General features: G+C 67.8%; 10 protein-coding genes. 7 read left to right on the forward strand and 3 right to left on the reverse strand.

Translation table 11 applies throughout. The features are described 5' to 3' along the window. Positions 1–47: 47 nt before the first annotated feature. Both RN02_RS30590 and RN02_RS30595 read left to right on the forward strand, forming a co-directional pair. Positions 48–1,844, forward strand: coding sequence for an acyl-CoA dehydrogenase C-terminal domain-containing protein (locus RN02_RS30590; RefSeq protein ID WP_043319190.1), 1,797 nt, complete (start codon positions 48–50; stop codon positions 1,842–1,844). A gap of 218 nt (positions 1,845–2,062) precedes the next feature. Further along, complete coding sequence (locus tag RN02_RS30595; RefSeq protein ID WP_043319192.1) at positions 2,063–3,841, forward strand: acyl-CoA dehydrogenase C-terminal domain-containing protein; 1,779 nt, start codon at positions 2,063–2,065, stop codon at positions 3,839–3,841. Positions 3,842–4,512: 671 nt separating this feature from the next. Here RN02_RS30595 and RN02_RS30600 read toward each other — a convergent pair. Then, on the reverse strand, positions 4,513–5,403 hold the full coding sequence (locus RN02_RS30600) for a LysR family transcriptional regulator (protein WP_043319194.1): 891 nt from the start codon (positions 5,401–5,403) through the stop codon (positions 4,513–4,515). A 100-nt stretch (positions 5,404–5,503) separates the two neighbouring features. Between RN02_RS30600 and RN02_RS30605 the strand changes: the two genes are divergently transcribed. Then, positions 5,504–6,205, forward strand: coding sequence for an MOSC domain-containing protein (locus RN02_RS30605; protein ID WP_043319196.1), 702 nt, complete (start codon positions 5,504–5,506; stop codon positions 6,203–6,205). A gap of 325 nt (positions 6,206–6,530) precedes the next feature. On the opposite strand, the gene RN02_RS30610 is transcribed toward RN02_RS30605, so the two are convergent. Next, positions 6,531–7,232, reverse strand: coding sequence for a transcriptional regulator FNR (locus RN02_RS30610; RefSeq protein ID WP_009615508.1), 702 nt, complete (start codon positions 7,230–7,232; stop codon positions 6,531–6,533). A 227-nt stretch (positions 7,233–7,459) separates the two neighbouring features. On the opposite strand from RN02_RS30610, the gene RN02_RS30615 reads away from it, so the two are divergent. Genes RN02_RS30615 through RN02_RS30625 form a run of 3 tightly spaced genes read left to right on the forward strand, consistent with a single transcriptional unit; the run spans position 7,460 to position 10,703 of the window. Further along, positions 7,460–8,749 (forward strand): NAD(P)/FAD-dependent oxidoreductase, encoded by a 1,290-nt coding sequence (locus RN02_RS30615; RefSeq protein ID WP_043319198.1) that lies wholly within the window; start codon positions 7,460–7,462, stop codon positions 8,747–8,749. Between the two features lie 19 nt (positions 8,750–8,768). After that, positions 8,769–9,317 (forward strand): helix-turn-helix domain-containing protein, encoded by a 549-nt coding sequence (locus RN02_RS30620; RefSeq protein WP_043319201.1) that lies wholly within the window; start codon positions 8,769–8,771, stop codon positions 9,315–9,317. Positions 9,318–9,353: 36 nt separating this feature from the next. After that, on the forward strand, positions 9,354–10,703 hold the full coding sequence (locus RN02_RS30625) for a glutamine synthetase family protein (RefSeq protein WP_043319203.1): 1,350 nt from the start codon (positions 9,354–9,356) through the stop codon (positions 10,701–10,703). Positions 10,704–11,038: 335 nt separating this feature from the next. Here the strand turns inward: RN02_RS30625 and putA are convergent, their stop codons facing one another. Continuing rightward, complete coding sequence (gene putA, locus RN02_RS30630; RefSeq protein WP_043319205.1) at positions 11,039–14,974, reverse strand: trifunctional transcriptional regulator/proline dehydrogenase/L-glutamate gamma-semialdehyde dehydrogenase; 3,936 nt, start codon at positions 14,972–14,974, stop codon at positions 11,039–11,041. Positions 14,975–15,329: 355 nt separating this feature from the next. On the opposite strand from putA, the gene RN02_RS32955 reads away from it, so the two are divergent. Beyond that, positions 15,330–15,488 carry a YqaE/Pmp3 family membrane protein gene (locus RN02_RS32955; RefSeq protein ID WP_009615518.1) on the forward strand — a complete coding sequence of 53 codons (159 nt, stop codon included), beginning with the start codon at positions 15,330–15,332 and terminating at the stop codon, positions 15,486–15,488. The last annotated feature ends 216 nt before the right edge of the window (positions 15,489–15,704 follow it).

Below are 15,704 nucleotides of genomic sequence, written 5' to 3' on the forward strand. Positions count from 1 at the left end.
GGGGTTGATCCGCGCCGTTTTGGCGCCGAACCGACTGGAGAACCGCCATGCCCGAGTACAAGGCACCCCTGCGCGACATGCGCTTCCTGATCGACGAAGTCTTCGATTTCGCCGGCCGCTACCAGGCCCTGGGGGCGACCGATGCCAGCCCGGACATGGTTTCCGCCATCCTCGAGGAGGGCGCCAAGTTCTGCGAGCAGGTGCTGGCCCCGCTGAACCGCTCCGGCGACGAGGAAGGCTGCCACTTCGACAACGGCGTGGTGACCACGCCCAAGGGCTTCAAGGAGGCCTTCGCGCAGTACGTCGAGGGCGGCTGGAACGGTGTGTCCTCCGACCCGGCCTACGGCGGCCAGGGCCTGCCGCATTCCCTCGGCCTGCTGGTCAGCGAGATGATCGGCGCGGCCAACTGCTCCTGGGCCATGTACCCCGGCCTGACCAAGGGCGCCATGGCCGCCATCCACGCCCACGGCAGCGCCGAGCAGAAGCAGGCCTACCTGCCGCGCATGACCGCCGGCACCTGGACCGGCACCATGTGCCTGACCGAACCGCACTGCGGCACCGACCTGGGCATCATCAAGACCCGCGCCGTGCCCAACGCCGACGGCAGCTACGCCATCAGCGGCACCAAGATCTTCATCTCCGCCGGCGAGCACGACCTGAGCGAGAACATCATCCACCTGGTGCTGGCCAAGCTGCCCGACGCGCCGGCCGGCACCAAGGGCATCTCGCTGTTCATCGTGCCCAAGTTCCTGCTCGACGCCAGCGGCGAGGCCGGGGCGCGCAACGCCGTGGCCTGCGGCTCCATCGAGCACAAGATGGGCATCAAGGCCTCGGCCACCTGCGTGATGAACTTCGACGGCGCCACCGGCTACCTGATCGGCGAGGCCAACAAGGGCCTGGCCTGCATGTTCACCATGATGAACCACGCGCGCCTGGGCACCGGCATGCAGGGCCTGTGCCTCGGCGAAGTGAGCTACCAGGGCGCCGTGAAGTACGCCCAGGAACGCCTGCAGATGCGCGCCCTGACCGGGCCCAAGGCGCCGGACAAGCCGGCCGACCCGATCATCGTCCACCCCGACGTGCGGCGCATGTTGCTGACCATGAAGGCCTTCAACGAGGGCAACCGTGCCCTGGCCTACTTCACCGCGCAGTTGCTGGACATCGAGCACCTGTCCGACAACGCTGAGGAACGCGAGCAGGCGGCCAACCTGCTGGCCTTCGTCACCCCGATCTGCAAGGCCTTCATGACCGACACCGGGCTGGAGGTGACCAACCACGGCATGCAGGTGTTCGGCGGCCACGGCTTCATCCGCGAGTGGGGCATGGAGCAGTTGGTGCGCGACTGCCGCATCGCCCCGATCTACGAAGGCACCAACGGCATCCAGGCCCTGGACCTGCTGGGCCGCAAGGTGCTGGGCAGCCAGGGCAAGCTGCTGCTGGGCTTCACCAAGCTGGTCCACCAGCTGTGCCAGGCCAACGCCGAGCACCCGCAGCTCAAGGCCCAGGTGGCGCAGCTGGCGGCGCTGAACAAGCAGTGGGGCGAGTTGACCCAGAAGGTCGGCATGGCGGCCATGAAGAACCCCGACGAAGTGGGCGCGGCGGCGGTGGACTACCTGATGTTCTCCGGCTACGTCACCCTCGGCTACTTCTGGCTGCGCATGGCCCTGGTGGCCCGGCAGAAACTGGAGGAGGGCGCCGCCGAGGCGGACTTCTACCAGGCCAAGCTGGCCACCGCGGACTTCTACTTCGCCCGCCTGCTGCCGCGCGCCGCGGCGCACCTGGCGGCGGTGGAAGCCGGCGGCGAGACGTTGATGCGCCTGTCCGCCGAGCAGTTCGCGCTCTGATCGCGCTGCCAGCGGCCCCGGTTGCCCCAGGGCGGCCGGGGCCGCTGGCTGTCCGGTGGATAAATATTGTGACCAATAATTAATTATTCGGTCACAACATGACGCTATGTCTCTGAAGTGTTTGCGGAGTAAGCTCCGCCGGCGTACCCTTGCGTACCTTCTATCCTGAATACCGCTGGCTGCTTGTTCAGCCGTTGTTTCGCTCGAGGATTCCCAACATGGCTGACTACAAAGCACCCCTGCGCGACATGCAATTCGTCCTCAACGAAGTCTTTGAGGTCAGTAAGCTCTGGGCCGAACTGCCCGGCCTGGCCGAGATCGTCGACGTCGATACCGCCGGCGCCATTCTCGAGGAAGCCGGCAAGGTCACCGCGGGCGTGATCGCCCCGCTCAACCGCAGCGGCGACGAGGAAGGCTGCAGCTGGAGCGCCGAGGGCGTGAAGACCCCGGCCGGCTTCCCCGAGGCCTACCGCACCTACGCCGAAGGCGGCTGGGTGGGCGTGGGCGGCTCGCCGGAGTTCGGCGGCATGGGCATGCCCAAGGTGATAGGCGCGCAGGTCGAGGAAATGGTCAACTCGGCCAACCTGTCCTTCGGCCTGTACCCGATGCTTACCGCCGGCGCCTGCCTGTCGCTGCTCAACCACGCCAGCGAAGAGCTCAAGGCCAAGTACCTGCCGAACATGTACGCCGGTACCTGGGCCGGTTCCATGTGCCTGACCGAGCCCCACGCCGGCACCGACCTGGGCATCATCCGCACCAAGGCCGAGCCCCAGGCCGACGGCAGCTACAAGGTCAGCGGCACCAAGATCTTCATCACCGGCGGCGAGCACGACCTGACCGAGAACATCGTCCACCTGGTGCTGGCCAAGCTGCCCGACGCGCCGGCCGGCTCCAAGGGCATCTCGCTGTTCCTGGTGCCCAAGGTGCTGGTCAACGAGGACGGCTCCCTGGGCGAGCGCAACGCCGTGTCCTGCGGCTCCATCGAGCACAAGATGGGCATCAAGGCCTCGGCCACCTGCGTGATGAACTTCGACGGCGCCACCGGCTGGATCGTCGACGCGCCGAACAAGGGCCTGGCGGCCATGTTCACCATGATGAACTACGAGCGCCTGGGCGTCGGCATCCAGGGCCTGGCCACCGGCGAGCGTTCCTACCAGAGCGCCGTGGAATATGCCCGCGAGCGCATCCAGAGCCGCGCGCCCACCGGCCCGGTGGCCAAGGACAAGGCCGCCGACCCGATCATCGTGCACCCCGACGTGCGCCGCATGTTGCTGACCATGAAAGCGCTGAACGAGGGCGGCCGCGCCTTCTCCAGCTACGTCGCCATGCAGCTGGACACCGCCAAGTACAGCGAAGACACCGCCGTGCGCCAGCGCGCCGAGAGCCTGGTGGCGCTGCTGACCCCGGTGGCCAAGGCCTTCCTCACCGACATGGGCCTGGAAACCACCGTGCACGGCCAGCAGATCTTCGGCGGCCACGGCTTCATCCGCGAGTGGGGCCAGGAGCAACTGGTGCGCGACTGCCGCATCACCCAGATCTACGAAGGCACCAACGGCATCCAGGCGCTGGACCTGGTGGGCCGCAAGATCGTCGGCAGCGGTGGCGCCTTCGCCAAGCTGTTCAGCGACGAAATCCGCGCCTTCACCGCCTCGGCCGGCGCCGAGCTGGCCGAGTTCACCGGCCCGCTGAACGCCGCCGTGCAGAACCTGGAAGAACTGACCGCCTGGCTGCTGGACCGCGCCAAGGCCAACCCCAACGAGATCGGCGCGGCTTCGGTCGAATACCTGCACGTGTTCGGCTACACCGCCTACGCCTACATGTGGGCGCTGATGGCCCGCGCGGCGCTGGGCAAGGAAGGCCAGGACGACTTCTACGCCAGCAAGCTGGGCACTGCGCGCTTCTACTTCGCCCGCCTGCTGCCGCGCATCCACTCCCTGACCGCCTCGGTGAAAGCCGGCAGCGAGTCGCTGTACCTGCTCGACGCTGCGCAGTTCTGATCGGCGCAACCTGACAAGGCCCCGCTTCGGCGGGGCCTTGTCGTTTCAGGGGTGCAACGGTTTTGTAAGCCTAGGCTTACACGTCGTGGTGTCATTTGGCGTCTATCAGCTCGTCGGCGCGAGGGGTAACCTTCTCCTCAGTCAGGACATTGCGCAGGAAGCGCCAACGACAAAACGGAAAGAAAGGGATTCCACCACGGACGGTGGCCAGCACGGACGTCAGGATATCGGTCTGCAAAACCCCGCTCGCAAGGCGGGGTTTTCTTTTGCCTGCGATTTTTCCTGCCCGGCCAACTGTAGCGGGCCTTGCCCGCGATTCGCGCGCAGGGCGCGCTCCTACAGGGGGACGGTGCGGGTGGGGCGGCGTAGCGGATCTCATCCGCGATCCGCGCCGGGACGCCCGGCTATCGCGGACAAGGTCCGCTCCTACGGGGGAGGAATACCGTGCCTCCCGGCAACCTGTAGGAGCGGGCCCTGCCCGCGATTCGCGCGCAGGGCGCGCTCCTACAAGGGGAATGGCGCGGATGAGATCCTACGCCCTCCGGCAAACACAACGACCCGTAGGATGGTGTTGAGCGAAGCGATACCCATCGCCACGACCGCATGGGTTTCGCCAAGGCTCAACCCATCCTACGAAGAGCACTCTGGCGCGGCCTGCAAGACCGGTGCGCCTACGAAAAGCTCTGCACCACGCCTTCCAGCAGCGAGCGCAGCAACTCAACGGTGCTGTGCTGGCGCTGCGCATCGCGGTACACCAGCCCCACGCTCAGCGGAATGCGCGGCTCGCTCAACGGTTTCCACAGCAGGTCGCGGTTGCTGTGCAGTTGCCGCGCGCGGCCCGGCAGCACCGTGGCGAAGCGGCTGTGGGGCAGGCTGTCGAGGATGCCGCTCATGTGGTTCAGCTCGGCCTGCACCCGCGGCCGGCGGCCGATGGCGGCCAGTTGTTCCTGCCAGATCTGCCGGGCGCGGAATTCCTCGCCGAGCAGCAGCATCGGCAGCTCCGCGGCCTGGGCCAGGGACACCTTCTTGAACTCGCGCAGCGGGTGGTCGGCGGGGATCACCAGTTGCAGCTCGTCCGGGTACAGCTCCACACCGTGCAGCGCCGGCTGGCGCGGCGGCAGGAAGCCGATGCCGATGTCCAACTGCCCGGCCAGCAGCCGGCGTTCGATCTCCACCCCGGACAGCTCGTAGATGCGCACCTGCAAATGCGGCTGCGCGGCGTGCAGGCGCTCCACCAGATAGGGCACCAGGCTGGCGTTGACCGTCTGCAGCACGCCGATGGCCAGGCTGCGCGCGGCCTGGCCGCGGAAGCCGCGCAGGGCCTCGTGGGCGCGCTCCAGGCCTTCGAGCAGGGGCACGGCATGGTTGTACAGCGTGTGTGCCGCCACTGTCGGCACCAGGCGCTTGCCGACGCGCTGGAACAGGGCCACGTCCAGGCTCCGCTCCAGTTGGCGGATCTGCTGCGACAGCGCCGGCTGCGACAGGGCCAGGCGCTCGGCGGCACGGCCGACGTGGCCTTCCTCGTAGAGCGCGACGAAATAGCGGAGCTGGCGGAAATCCATAAGCTTGGCTTATCAACGAAACTGGAAAATCGAAATGGATAGGAGGCTATCCGAGGCTCTAGTCTAGTGCCTGTCCGCTGCTGCAGACGGGTAGACAAAGGTGGAAGGCATCGTCATCCAGGGTGTTTTCATAGGCAAAGTCGAAGAGTGCTGGGGCGGTCTGGTCAGCGCCATCGACAAGCTGGAAAGCCGCGAAGAAGTCTGGCTGGGCAGCGAAGGCCTGCCCGGCGACGAACAGGCCGACCTGCGCCACCACGGCGGCCTCGACCGCGCGCTGCACCACTACCCGGCCGAGCACTACCGCCACTGGCGCAAGCAGCACCCGCAACAGCGCTGGCAGCAACCGGCCTTCGGCGAGAACCTCTCGACCTTCGGCGTCAGCGAGGCGGATGTGTGCATCGGCGACCTGTTCCGCTGGGGCGATGCGCTGATCGAGGTCAGCCAGCCGCGTTCGCCGTGCTACCGCCTGGGGCGCCGCTGGAACCTTCCGGAACTGCCGCTGGAGTTGCAGCAGCAGGGCCGCTGCGGCTGGTTCTACCGGGTGCGCCGCGCCGGCATGGTCAGCGCCGCCGCGCCGCTGGAGCTGGTGCAGCGGCACTACCCGCAGCTGAGCGTCGCCAGCCTGCTGCGCTGGTATTTCGGCGAACCGCTGGAGCGTTGCGGCTTGCGCCAGATGATGGCGTGCGACGCGCTCTCGCTGCGCTGGCGCAAGACCGCCGCGCAACGCCTGGCCAGTGGCGTGGTGGAAGACTGGACGGCCCGCCTGCAGGGCCCTGAATGCCTGGGCAGCGGCCCCGCCTGACGCGGCGGCTGCCCACAACCTGCCTCGCGCCCGCCCCCGGACGTCGTTTTGGTCCATCGGGGCGGCTTTTATTCCCGGCCGGGGCGTTCTGCCCCGGGACCGGCGGCGGCCTGCCGGCCGCATCGCGGATGAATCCGTTCCTACGCTGCACCAGCCATGGCGTAGCCCATGTAGGAGCGCGCCCTGCGCGCGAATCGCGGGCAGGGCCCGCTTACACCCTCAGGCGAACACACACCGTAGGATGGGTTGAGCGTAGCGATACCCATCGCCAATGACCGCATGGGTTTCGCAGGCTCAACCCATCCTACGAGGGAAAGGCAGGGCTTCAGAGTTCGATCTCGCCCCCCGCCAGCGCGCACAGCTCGGTGAAGTCGACGATCTCCGTCTCCCTCCCGTTGACCCGCAGCAGGCCGTTCTTCTGCAGGCGGGTGAAGCTGCGCGACACGGTCTCCACCGCCAGCCCCAGGTAGTCGCCGATCTCGTGGCGCGACATGCTCAGGCGGAAGCGCAGGGCGGAAAAGCCGCGCTCGCGGAAGTGCGCGGAAATGTTCAGCAGGAAGGCGGCGATCCGCGAATCGGCGTTGAGCCGCGAGAGCAGCAGCTTCATCTGCTGGTCCTCGCGGATCTTGCGGCTCATCATCAGCAGCAGCTGGTGCGACAGCCCGGGAATCTGCTGCGACAGCAGCTCCAGTTGGTCGAAGGGAATCTCGCTGCACAGGGTGCTTTCCAGGGCGATGGCCGACACCGGGTAGCGGCCCTCGTCCATGCCGGAGAAGCCGAAGATCTCGTTGGCGTAATAGAAGCCGGTGATCTTCTCCAGGCCCTGCTCGTTGGTGGTCACCGTCTTCAGCGAGCCGGACCGCACCAGGTAGACGTTGTGGAAGGCGTCGCCCTGGCGGAACAGGTGGTCGCCCTTGTGCAGCAGGTGACCGGGCTTGATGAGGGCTTCCAGCTCCTGGAGCTTGTCGTCGCTGAGGGTGGGCGGTGCCAGTCGGCAATTCTTGCAATAAGGCTGCGGCTTCAGCATCCGATTCATCCGGTTATCCCCTGTACGCCCGACCGAACCGCGTCCGGCGGCCTTTTTATCTCCTAAGAACATAGCAATAGATGGGCGTCTGTCATCCCGCGCGCACGGTCAGGCTTCCCCTTGGCTGGGCTGCCGCGGGTCGCTGTGGATTTGTGCCGGGCTGGCTTCATGAAATTAGGTGTGTTAGTTTTCATGAAAAACAAGCATGACAATTTCACGAGGTCGCCATGTTCCTGCAATCCAGCCAGCCCGTCGGCACTTACTACGCCGCCGCCAACCCGGAGTTGCTGCAGCCCCGCGCGCAGCTGACGGATGCGCTGGAGGTCGAGGTGCTGGTGATCGGCGCCGGCTTCAGCGGCCTGCACACCGCGCTGCAACTGGCCGAAGGCGGCCGCCAGGTCTGCGTCATCGAGGCCAGCCGCATCGCCTGGGCGGCCTCCGGGCGCAACGGCGGCCAGGCGCTGCCGGGCTGGTCCAGCGACCTCGGGCCGATCGAGGCCGACCTCGGCCATGAAGGCGCCCTGCGCCTGTGGCAAGGCATGCTCTGGGCCGCGCGGGAAATGCGTGACCTGCCGCAGCGCCACGGCTTCGACTGCGACTACCGCGTCGGCCACCTGTGGACCGCCGTGCTGCCGCGCCGCGTCGGCATGCTCGAAGAGTGGCAGGGCGAGGCTGCGCGCCGCTGGGGCTACGAAGGCCTGCAGATGGTTTCCCGCGCCGAGCTGCCGCAGTGGATCGCCAGCGAACGCTACCTGGCCGGCCTGTACGACCCGAATTCCGCGCACCTCAACCCGCTGAAACTGGCCTACGGCCTCGCCGGCGCGCTGGAGAAGGCCGGCGGGCGCACCTTCGAGCAGACCCGCGCGCTGCGCTACAGCGAGCAGGGCAACGGCTATCTCGTCGAGACCGAGCACGGCAGCATCCGCTGCGCCGCCCTGGTGCTGGCCTGCAACGCCTACATCGACGGCCTGGACAAGGAAGTCTCCGCACGCATCCTGCCGGTGGGCACCTACCAGGTCGCCACCGCGCCGCTGGGCGCGGAGCTTGCGCACTCGCTGCTGCCGAAGAACTGCTGCGTCACCGACAACCAGTTCGTCCTCGACTACTTCCGCCTCACCCCCGACCACCGCCTGCTGTTCGGCGGCGGCTGCACCTACCTGGGCGGAATGCCCTCGGACATCCGCGCCGCCACCCGGCCCTACGTCGAGCGGGTGTTCCCGCAACTGCGCGGGGTGGAGCTGGAATACGCCTGGGGCGGGCACATCGACTGCAGCATGCGGCGCACCCCGGACGTCGGCCGCCGCGGCGACCTCTACTGGCTGCAGGGCTATTCCGGGCATGGCGTGCTGCCCAGCCTGGCCGCTGCCCACGCCGTCAGCCAGGCGATGCTGGGGCGCAGCGAGGAGCTCGACCTGTACCAGCGCCTGAGCAATCCCGGCTTCCCCGGCGGCCAGCGCTTCGCCGCGCCACTGGAAGCCGTCGGCAAAGCCTGGTATCGCTTGCGGGACTTCTTCTGATCCGAGCCGGAAAGCGCCTATGCAAGAACACCAGAACGAACACCTCGCGACCCTCATCCGCGACCTGCGCAAGCACAAGAACCTGACCCTCGGTGCCCTGGCCGAGCGCATCGGCCGCTCGGTGGGCTTCCTCTCCCAGGTCGAACGCGGCCTGTCGCGCCCCACCGTGGCCGACCTGACGGCCATCAGCGAAGCCCTCGGCGTGCCGACCACCTACTTCTACGCCGAGGGGCCGGCGCGCGAGCTGGCCTGGGTGACGCGCCCGGCCGACCGCCGCACGCTGTACTACGCCGGCGGCATCACCGACATCCTCGCCTCGCCGAACATGTCCGGCGGCTTCTCGATGCTCGACAGCATCCTCGCCCCCGGCGCCACCAGCGGCGAGGACCACCTCAACGACAGCTCCGAACAGGGCGGCTTCGTGCTGGAGGGCGAACTGACCCTCTGGTACCAGGACGAGACCGTCACCCTTTACCCCAACGACAGCTTCCAGCTGCCGCCGCACGCGAAATTCCGCTACGGCAACCTGACAGACAAACCAACGAGGGTGCTCTGGATCTTCACCTGAAGGCATCCGGCCGCGCCCGACACAGGCACCAAGAAGATGAACCGCCAAACCTTCCCCGACCTGCTCAGCGAAGTACGCGCCTTCCGCGCCCAGAACCCGGACGTGCGCTACGTCGACCTGATCTGCCTGGACATCCCCGGGCACTTCTACGGCAAGCGCTACCCGGTGGACATGCTGGAGAAAGTCGCCGCCGGCTCGCCCCTGAAACTGCCGCAGAACTGCGTGCTGCTGGGCGTGCAGGGCGGCCTGCACCCGATCGGCGACTACTGCTTCAACGACGGCGACCCGGACGCGCCGCGCCGGCTGATCCCCGGCACGCTCAAGCCGGTGCGCTGGGAGAGCCAGCCACTGGGGCAGATGATCATCAGCTCCGACGGCACCGAGGCGCCCATCGAGTTCGAACCGCGGGAAGTGCTGGCGCGTGTGCTCAAGCGCCTGGAAGGCAAGGGCATCCGCCCGGTGGTGGCCTTCGAGCTGGAGTTCTACCTGTTCGACAGGAAACTCAAGGACGGCCTGCCGCAGTACCCGCGCGACCCGCTGTGCGACGACGAGGACGACCAGCCGAACATGCACATCGAGCGCCTGTCGCGCTTCTCCGACGTGCTGCATGAAATCGTCGAAGCCTCGCGCGAGCAGGGCGTGGACGCCAACGTGATCACCGCCGAGATCGGCCCGGGCCAGTTCGAGATCAACTTCGCCCACTGCGAGGACGGCCTGCACGCCGCCGACCAGGCCGCGCTGTTCACCCGCGCCACCCGTGGCGTGGCGCTCAAGCACGGGCACCGCGCCAGCTTCATGAGCAAGCCCTACCTGCATGCGCCGGGCAGCGGCATGCACGTCCACGTCAGCCTGTACGACCGCGACGGCCGCAACCTGCTCGACGGCGAGGGCCAGCGCCCGCTGCGCCACGCCGTGGCCGGCTGCCTGGAGCTGCTGCCGCACTGCATGCCGATCTTCGCCGCCAACCACAACGCCTACCGCCGCTACGGCTCGCGGGTGAACGCGGCGAGCAAGGCCAGCTGGGGCTTCGAAGACCGCGACGCCTGCATCCGCATCCCCGAGTCCGACGGCAGGAACCTGCGCATCGAGCACCGCCTGGCCGGCGCCGACGCCAACCCGTATCTGGTCCTGGCGGCCATCCTCACCGGCATGGAATACGGTCTGGAAGCGGGCAAGGAACCCATCGCCCCGCTGAACGAGGACCGCGACAGCGGCATCGACTTCCCCCGCGACATGCTCGGCGCGGTGGCGGCCATGGAGAACCATCCGATAGTGAAGGAAGGGCTCGGCAGCGAGTTCGTCTTCGTCTACTGCGAGAACAAGCGCCACGACCATCTGGAATTCATGGACGAGGTCAGTGCGCGGGAATACCGCTGGTTCCTGTAGGAACCGGCCCATGGTCGGCTGCGCGTCGGCATAACTGCGTTGGAAACAGGCGAGAGCTTGCTCATTTACCGCGCGTAAACTCCGCGCTCTCGCCTGTCTCCGCCTTGTTCTGCTCTAGCTCGCCGGCCCTGGGCCGGTTCCGGTATTCAAGGAAGCGGCGGGGAGGGTAGCCCCGCCGCGGCGTCCGCCGTTTGGGTGGACGCAAGGCATGGAATGCCTGGAGGGAAAGCCGCGCTGCCGGGCGGGTAGCCCCCTCGACGAGGGCGGTAGCGCGGTTCGCGCCGCAAGGGCGCGGGTGTCGCTGGCGGCGGCCGGGTAGGGCCGCCGCCGTCGCATCAGCCGATGGTCATCAGGCTGGCGTTGCCGCCGGCGGCCGCAGTGTTCACGCTCAGGGCGTGCTCCACCAGCAGGCGTTCCAGCGGTACGTCGGTTTCACCCTTGCCCAGGCCGTGCACGCCAACGATGGCGCCCTTGCGCTTGGCAGCCTGTTCGCACACCTCGCGCAACTGGTCGGAATCGCCGTGGTGCAGGATGGCGTCGAAGGCGGCTTCGGCGGCGGTCCAGTCGTTGACCAGCTCGATACGCTTCTGCACTTCCTTCGGCAGGCTGTCGCGCAGCTCGCGCTGGCTAGCCGGCCATACCGCCAGGCTGCCCACCGCCAGGCTGGCGGCCAGTTGCACCAGCAGGTCGGCGCGCTCCTCGGCGAGGTTCAGCACACGCTCGCGCGGCAGCAGGGTGTAGGTGTTGCGCTCGCCGGTCGGGCCGGTCAGCACGTGGCAGGCATAGCTCTGCGCCAGGCTGGCGAACTCGTCCGCCACCTTCGCCAGTTCCGGCTCCTGCTTGGCCGCCCAGTCGCGCAGGGTTTGCAGGGCCTTCTCCCGCTCGGCCGGGCGCGGCAGGGCCTGCACGTTATCGCCGGCCAACTGCTTGGCCACCGCATCGCGCGGGCGGGTCGACAGCAGGCGGAACAGGTACAGCGGGCCGCCGGCCTTCGGGCCGGTGCCGGACAGGCCTTCACCGCCGAAGGGCTGCACGCCGACCACGGCGCCGACGATGTTGCGGTTCACGTACAGGTTGCCGACGTGGGCGTTGCCCACCACCTGGCTGATGGTCTCGTCGATGCGGGTGTGCACGCCGAGGGTCAGGCCGTAGCCGGAGGCGTTGATCTGCGCCAGCAGCTGGTCCAGGTCGGAGCGCTCGTAGCGCACCAGGTGCAGCACCGGGCCGAAGATTTCGCGCTTGAGCTCGTCGAAGCTGTCCAGCTCGATCAGCGTCGGCACCACGAAGGTGCCGCGCTTGAGCGCGTCGCCATTCACCCGCGCGGCCTGGAAGACCTTGCGGCCCTTGTCGCGCATGGCCTGGATGTGGCGGTCGATGTTGCCCTTGGCCTCGGCGTCGATCACCGGGCCGATGTCCACGTTCAGGTGCTCCGGCGAGCCGAGGGTGTATTCGGCCATGGCGCCCTTGAGCATCTGCACCACGCGGTCGGCCACGTCGGCCTGCACGCACAGTACGCGCAGGGCCGAGCAGCGCTGGCCGGCGCTGTCGAAGGCGGAGTTGATCACGTCCACCACCACCTGCTCGGCCAGCGCCGAGGAGTCGACGATCATCGCGTTCATCCCGCCGGTCTCGGCGATCAGCGGAATGGCGCGGCCCTGGGCGTCCAGGCGGCCGGCGATGTTGCGCTGGAGGATGCCGGCGACTTCGGTGGAGCCGGTGAACATCACGCCGCGCACGCGCTCGTCGCCGACCAGGCGGGCGCCAACGGTTTCGCCGCGGCCCGGCAGCAGCTGCAGCACGCCGGCCGGCACGCCGGCTTCGAGCAGGATGCGCACGGCCTGGGCGGCGATCAGCGGGGTCTGCTCGGCCGGCTTGGCCAGCACGGTGTTGCCGGCGGCCAGGGCGGCGGCCACCTGGCCGCTGAAGATCGCCAGCGGGAAGTTCCACGGGCTGATGCACACCACCGGGCCCAGCGGGCGGTGGCTGTCGTTGGAGAAGGTACGGGCCTGGGCCGCGTAGTAGCGCAGGAAGTCCACCGCCTCGCGCACCTCGGCGATGGCGTTGGCGAAGGTCTTGCCGGATTCGCGCACCAGCAGGCCCATCAGCTGCTGCATCTCGCCTTCCATCTGGTCGGCGGCGCGCTCCAGCACGGCGGCGCGCTCTTCCGGCAGGGTGGACTGCCAGATCGGCCCGCTGGCCTGGGCGCTGAGCAGGGCGTTGTTGACGTCCGCCTCGCTGGCCTCGTGTACCTGGCCGACGATGTCGCGGTGGTCGGCCGGGTTCTTCACCGGCTCGGCCGCGGCGGGCGCCGGGGCTTCGCCGCCGAGCACCGGCTGGGCGACGTAGGCCTGGTTGGTGCTGGTCAGCAGCGCCGAGGAGAGCGAGCCCAGGCGGTGTTCGTTGGCCAGGTCCAGGCCGGCGGAGTTGGCCCGGCCTTCGCCGTAGAGGTCACGCGGCAGCGGGATGCGCGGGTGTGGCAGGCCGAGGGTGCCTTCCTGGGCGGCCATCTGCTCGACCTGCTGCACCGGGTCGGTCACCAGGTCCTGCAGGGAGATGCTGTGGTCGGCGATGCGGTTGACGAAGCTGGTGTTGGCGCCGTTTTCCAGCAGGCGGCGCACCAGGTAGGCCAGCAGCGTCTCGTGGCTGCCCACCGGGGCGTAGATGCGGCACGGGCGGTTGAACTTGCCGTCGGCGACCTTGCCCACCACCTGCTCGTACAGCGGCTCGCCCATGCCGTGCAGGCACTGGAACTCGTACTGGCCGGGGTAGTAGTTCTGCCCGGCGATCTGGTAGATGGCCGACAGCGAATGGGCGTTGTGGGTGGCGAACTGCGGGTAGATGGCCTCCGGCACCGCCAGCAGCTTGCGCGCGCAGGCGATGTAGGAAACGTCAGTGTAGGGCTTGCGGGTGTAGACCGGGTAGCCCTCCAGGCCGTTGACCTGGGCCAGCTTGATCTCGCTGTCCCAGTAGGCGCCCTTCACCAGGCGGATCATCAGGCGGTGGCGGCTGCGCTTGGCCAGGTCGATCACATAGTCGATCACGTAAGGGCAGCGCTTCTGGTAGGCCTGGATGACGAAGCCGATGCCGTTCCAGCCGCTCAGCGACGGCTCGAAGCACAGGCGTTCCAGCAGGTCGAGGGAGATTTCCAGGCGGTCGGCTTCCTCGGCGTCGATGTTGATGCCGATGTCGTACTGCTTGGCCATCTGCGTCAGGCCCAGCAGGGTCGGGTACAGCTCGTCCATCACCCGGTCGTACTGCGCGCGGCTGTAGCGCGGGTGCAGCGCCGAGAGCTTGATGGAGATGCCCGGGCCTTCGTAGATGCCGCGGCCGTGGGAGGCCTTGCCGATGGCGTGGATGGCCTGCTCGTAGGAGGCCAGGTAGCGCTTGGCGTCCTCGTCGGTCAGTGCGGCCTCGCCGAGCATGTCGTAGGAATAGCGGAAGCCGCGGCTTTCCATGTTCGCGGCGTTGGCCAGGGCCTCGCCGATGGTCTCGCCGGTGACGAACTGCTCGCCCATCAGGCGCATGGCCATGTCCACGCCCTTGCGGATCAGCGGCTCGCCGCTCTTGCCGATGATGCGGTTGAGCGAGGAGGTCATGCCCGCCTCGGTGTGGGTGGACACCAGCTTGCCGGTGATCAGCAGGCCCCAGGAGGCGGCGTTGACGAACATCGACGGGCTCTGGCCCAGGTGCTGGCTCCAGTTGCCGTTGCTGATCTTGTCGCGGATCAGCGCGTCACGGGTGGCCTTGTCCGGAATGCGCAGCAGCGCCTCGGCCAGGCACATCAGCGCCACGCCCTCCTGGGACGACAGCGAGAACTCCTGCAGCAGGCCCTGCACCAGGCCCTGGCGGCCGCCGGCGCTCTTCTGGTTGCGCAGCTTCTCGGCGATGCCCAGGGCCATCTTGTTGGCGGCCTCGGCCTTGTCCTGCGGCAGCCGGGCCTGCTCCAGCAGCATCGGCAGGGCCTCGGTTTCCGGGCGGCGGTAGGCGGAGGTGATGGCGGCGCGCAGCACCGACTGCGGCAGGATGCTTTCGGCGAAGTCCAGGAACACCTGTAGGCCCTGCTCGTTCAGCGCCTCCAGCGATTCGTCGCCGGCCGCGGCGGCCAGCCCGGACTGCGCGGCGGGGGAGAGACCACCCTCGATCTGTTCCAGATAGTTGAAGATCGCCTGCTTGATGATCCAGTGCGGCGTGCGCTCGATGGCTTGGGCGGCTTGCTTCAGACGTTCACGGGTGGCGTCGTCCAGCTTCACGCCAAGGGTGGTGGTGGCCATGGTTGTACCTGTTATTGAAAGTGGGCACGGCGGAAATGTGGCGAGAATTTAAACGCCGGACGACAAAGGTGCAACCAGGTGCAACCAGCCGTTGGTCGAACTCGACGGACTGTGTAGAAAGGTGACCTTGCCGGCGGATGCAGCGGATGCCCGGCGATCGCTGCAAGAAGCGGACCTTGCCTTGCATTTTAGGAGAGCGGGCATCTGCGCGCTGGGGCGGGAGCGGGGTTGCACCTTTTCGGTACGCAGAGGCCTGGCCCTGCCCGCAACCATGGCCCGCAAAAGGATTGAACGCCAGCGAAGCGGCCGTGGTCGATGCTGGTGTCAGTAGCCACAGTTACAAGGAGCACCCGCCATGGACCTGATCCGCATCCTCATCGCCATCATCCTCCCGCCCCTGGGCGTGTTCCTCCAGGTCGGCTTCGGCGGGGCGTTCTGGCTGAACATCCTGCTGACGTTGCTGGGGTACATCCCCGGTATCGTGCATGCGGTTTACATCATTGCGAAGCGATGAGGGCTGCTGCATGGCCGGGGTGTCGCCGCCGGGGTGGCGTTCGGTAGCCCTCTCCCTAACCCTCTCCCTGAAGGGAGAGGGGACCGTTGGGCAGACGCTGGCGCTCTGGAGTCAGCCGGCAACACCGAAAGTTAACGACTGAAGCCGGTCCCCCTCTCGGCACGAACAAGCCCCCTCTCCCTTCAGGGAGAGGGCTGGGGAGAGGGAGCCCAAGTC

The organism is Pseudomonas sp. PI1 (assembly GCF_000812405.1).
Lineage (GTDB): Bacteria > Pseudomonadota > Gammaproteobacteria > Pseudomonadales > Pseudomonadaceae > Pseudomonas > Pseudomonas citronellolis.

Coding starts and splice junctions, on each gene's coding strand:
- RN02_RS30590 (WP_043319190.1), top strand. CDS start 48: ATGCCCGAGTACAAGGCACCCCTGCGCGACATGCGCTTCCTGATCGAC.
- putA (WP_043319205.1), bottom strand. CDS start 14,974: ATGGCCACCACCACCCTTGGCGTGAAGCTGGACGACGCCACCCGTGAA.
- RN02_RS30615 (WP_043319198.1), top strand. CDS start 7,460: ATGTTCCTGCAATCCAGCCAGCCCGTCGGCACTTACTACGCCGCCGCC.
- RN02_RS30610 (WP_009615508.1), bottom strand. CDS start 7,232: ATGCTGAAGCCGCAGCCTTATTGCAAGAATTGCCGACTGGCACCGCCC.
- RN02_RS30600 (WP_043319194.1), bottom strand. CDS start 5,403: ATGGATTTCCGCCAGCTCCGCTATTTCGTCGCGCTCTACGAGGAAGGC.
- RN02_RS32955 (WP_009615518.1), top strand. CDS start 15,330: ATGGACCTGATCCGCATCCTCATCGCCATCATCCTCCCGCCCCTGGGC.
- RN02_RS30625 (WP_043319203.1), top strand. CDS start 9,354: ATGAACCGCCAAACCTTCCCCGACCTGCTCAGCGAAGTACGCGCCTTC.
- RN02_RS30620 (WP_043319201.1), top strand. CDS start 8,769: ATGCAAGAACACCAGAACGAACACCTCGCGACCCTCATCCGCGACCTG.
- RN02_RS30595 (WP_043319192.1), top strand. CDS start 2,063: ATGGCTGACTACAAAGCACCCCTGCGCGACATGCAATTCGTCCTCAAC.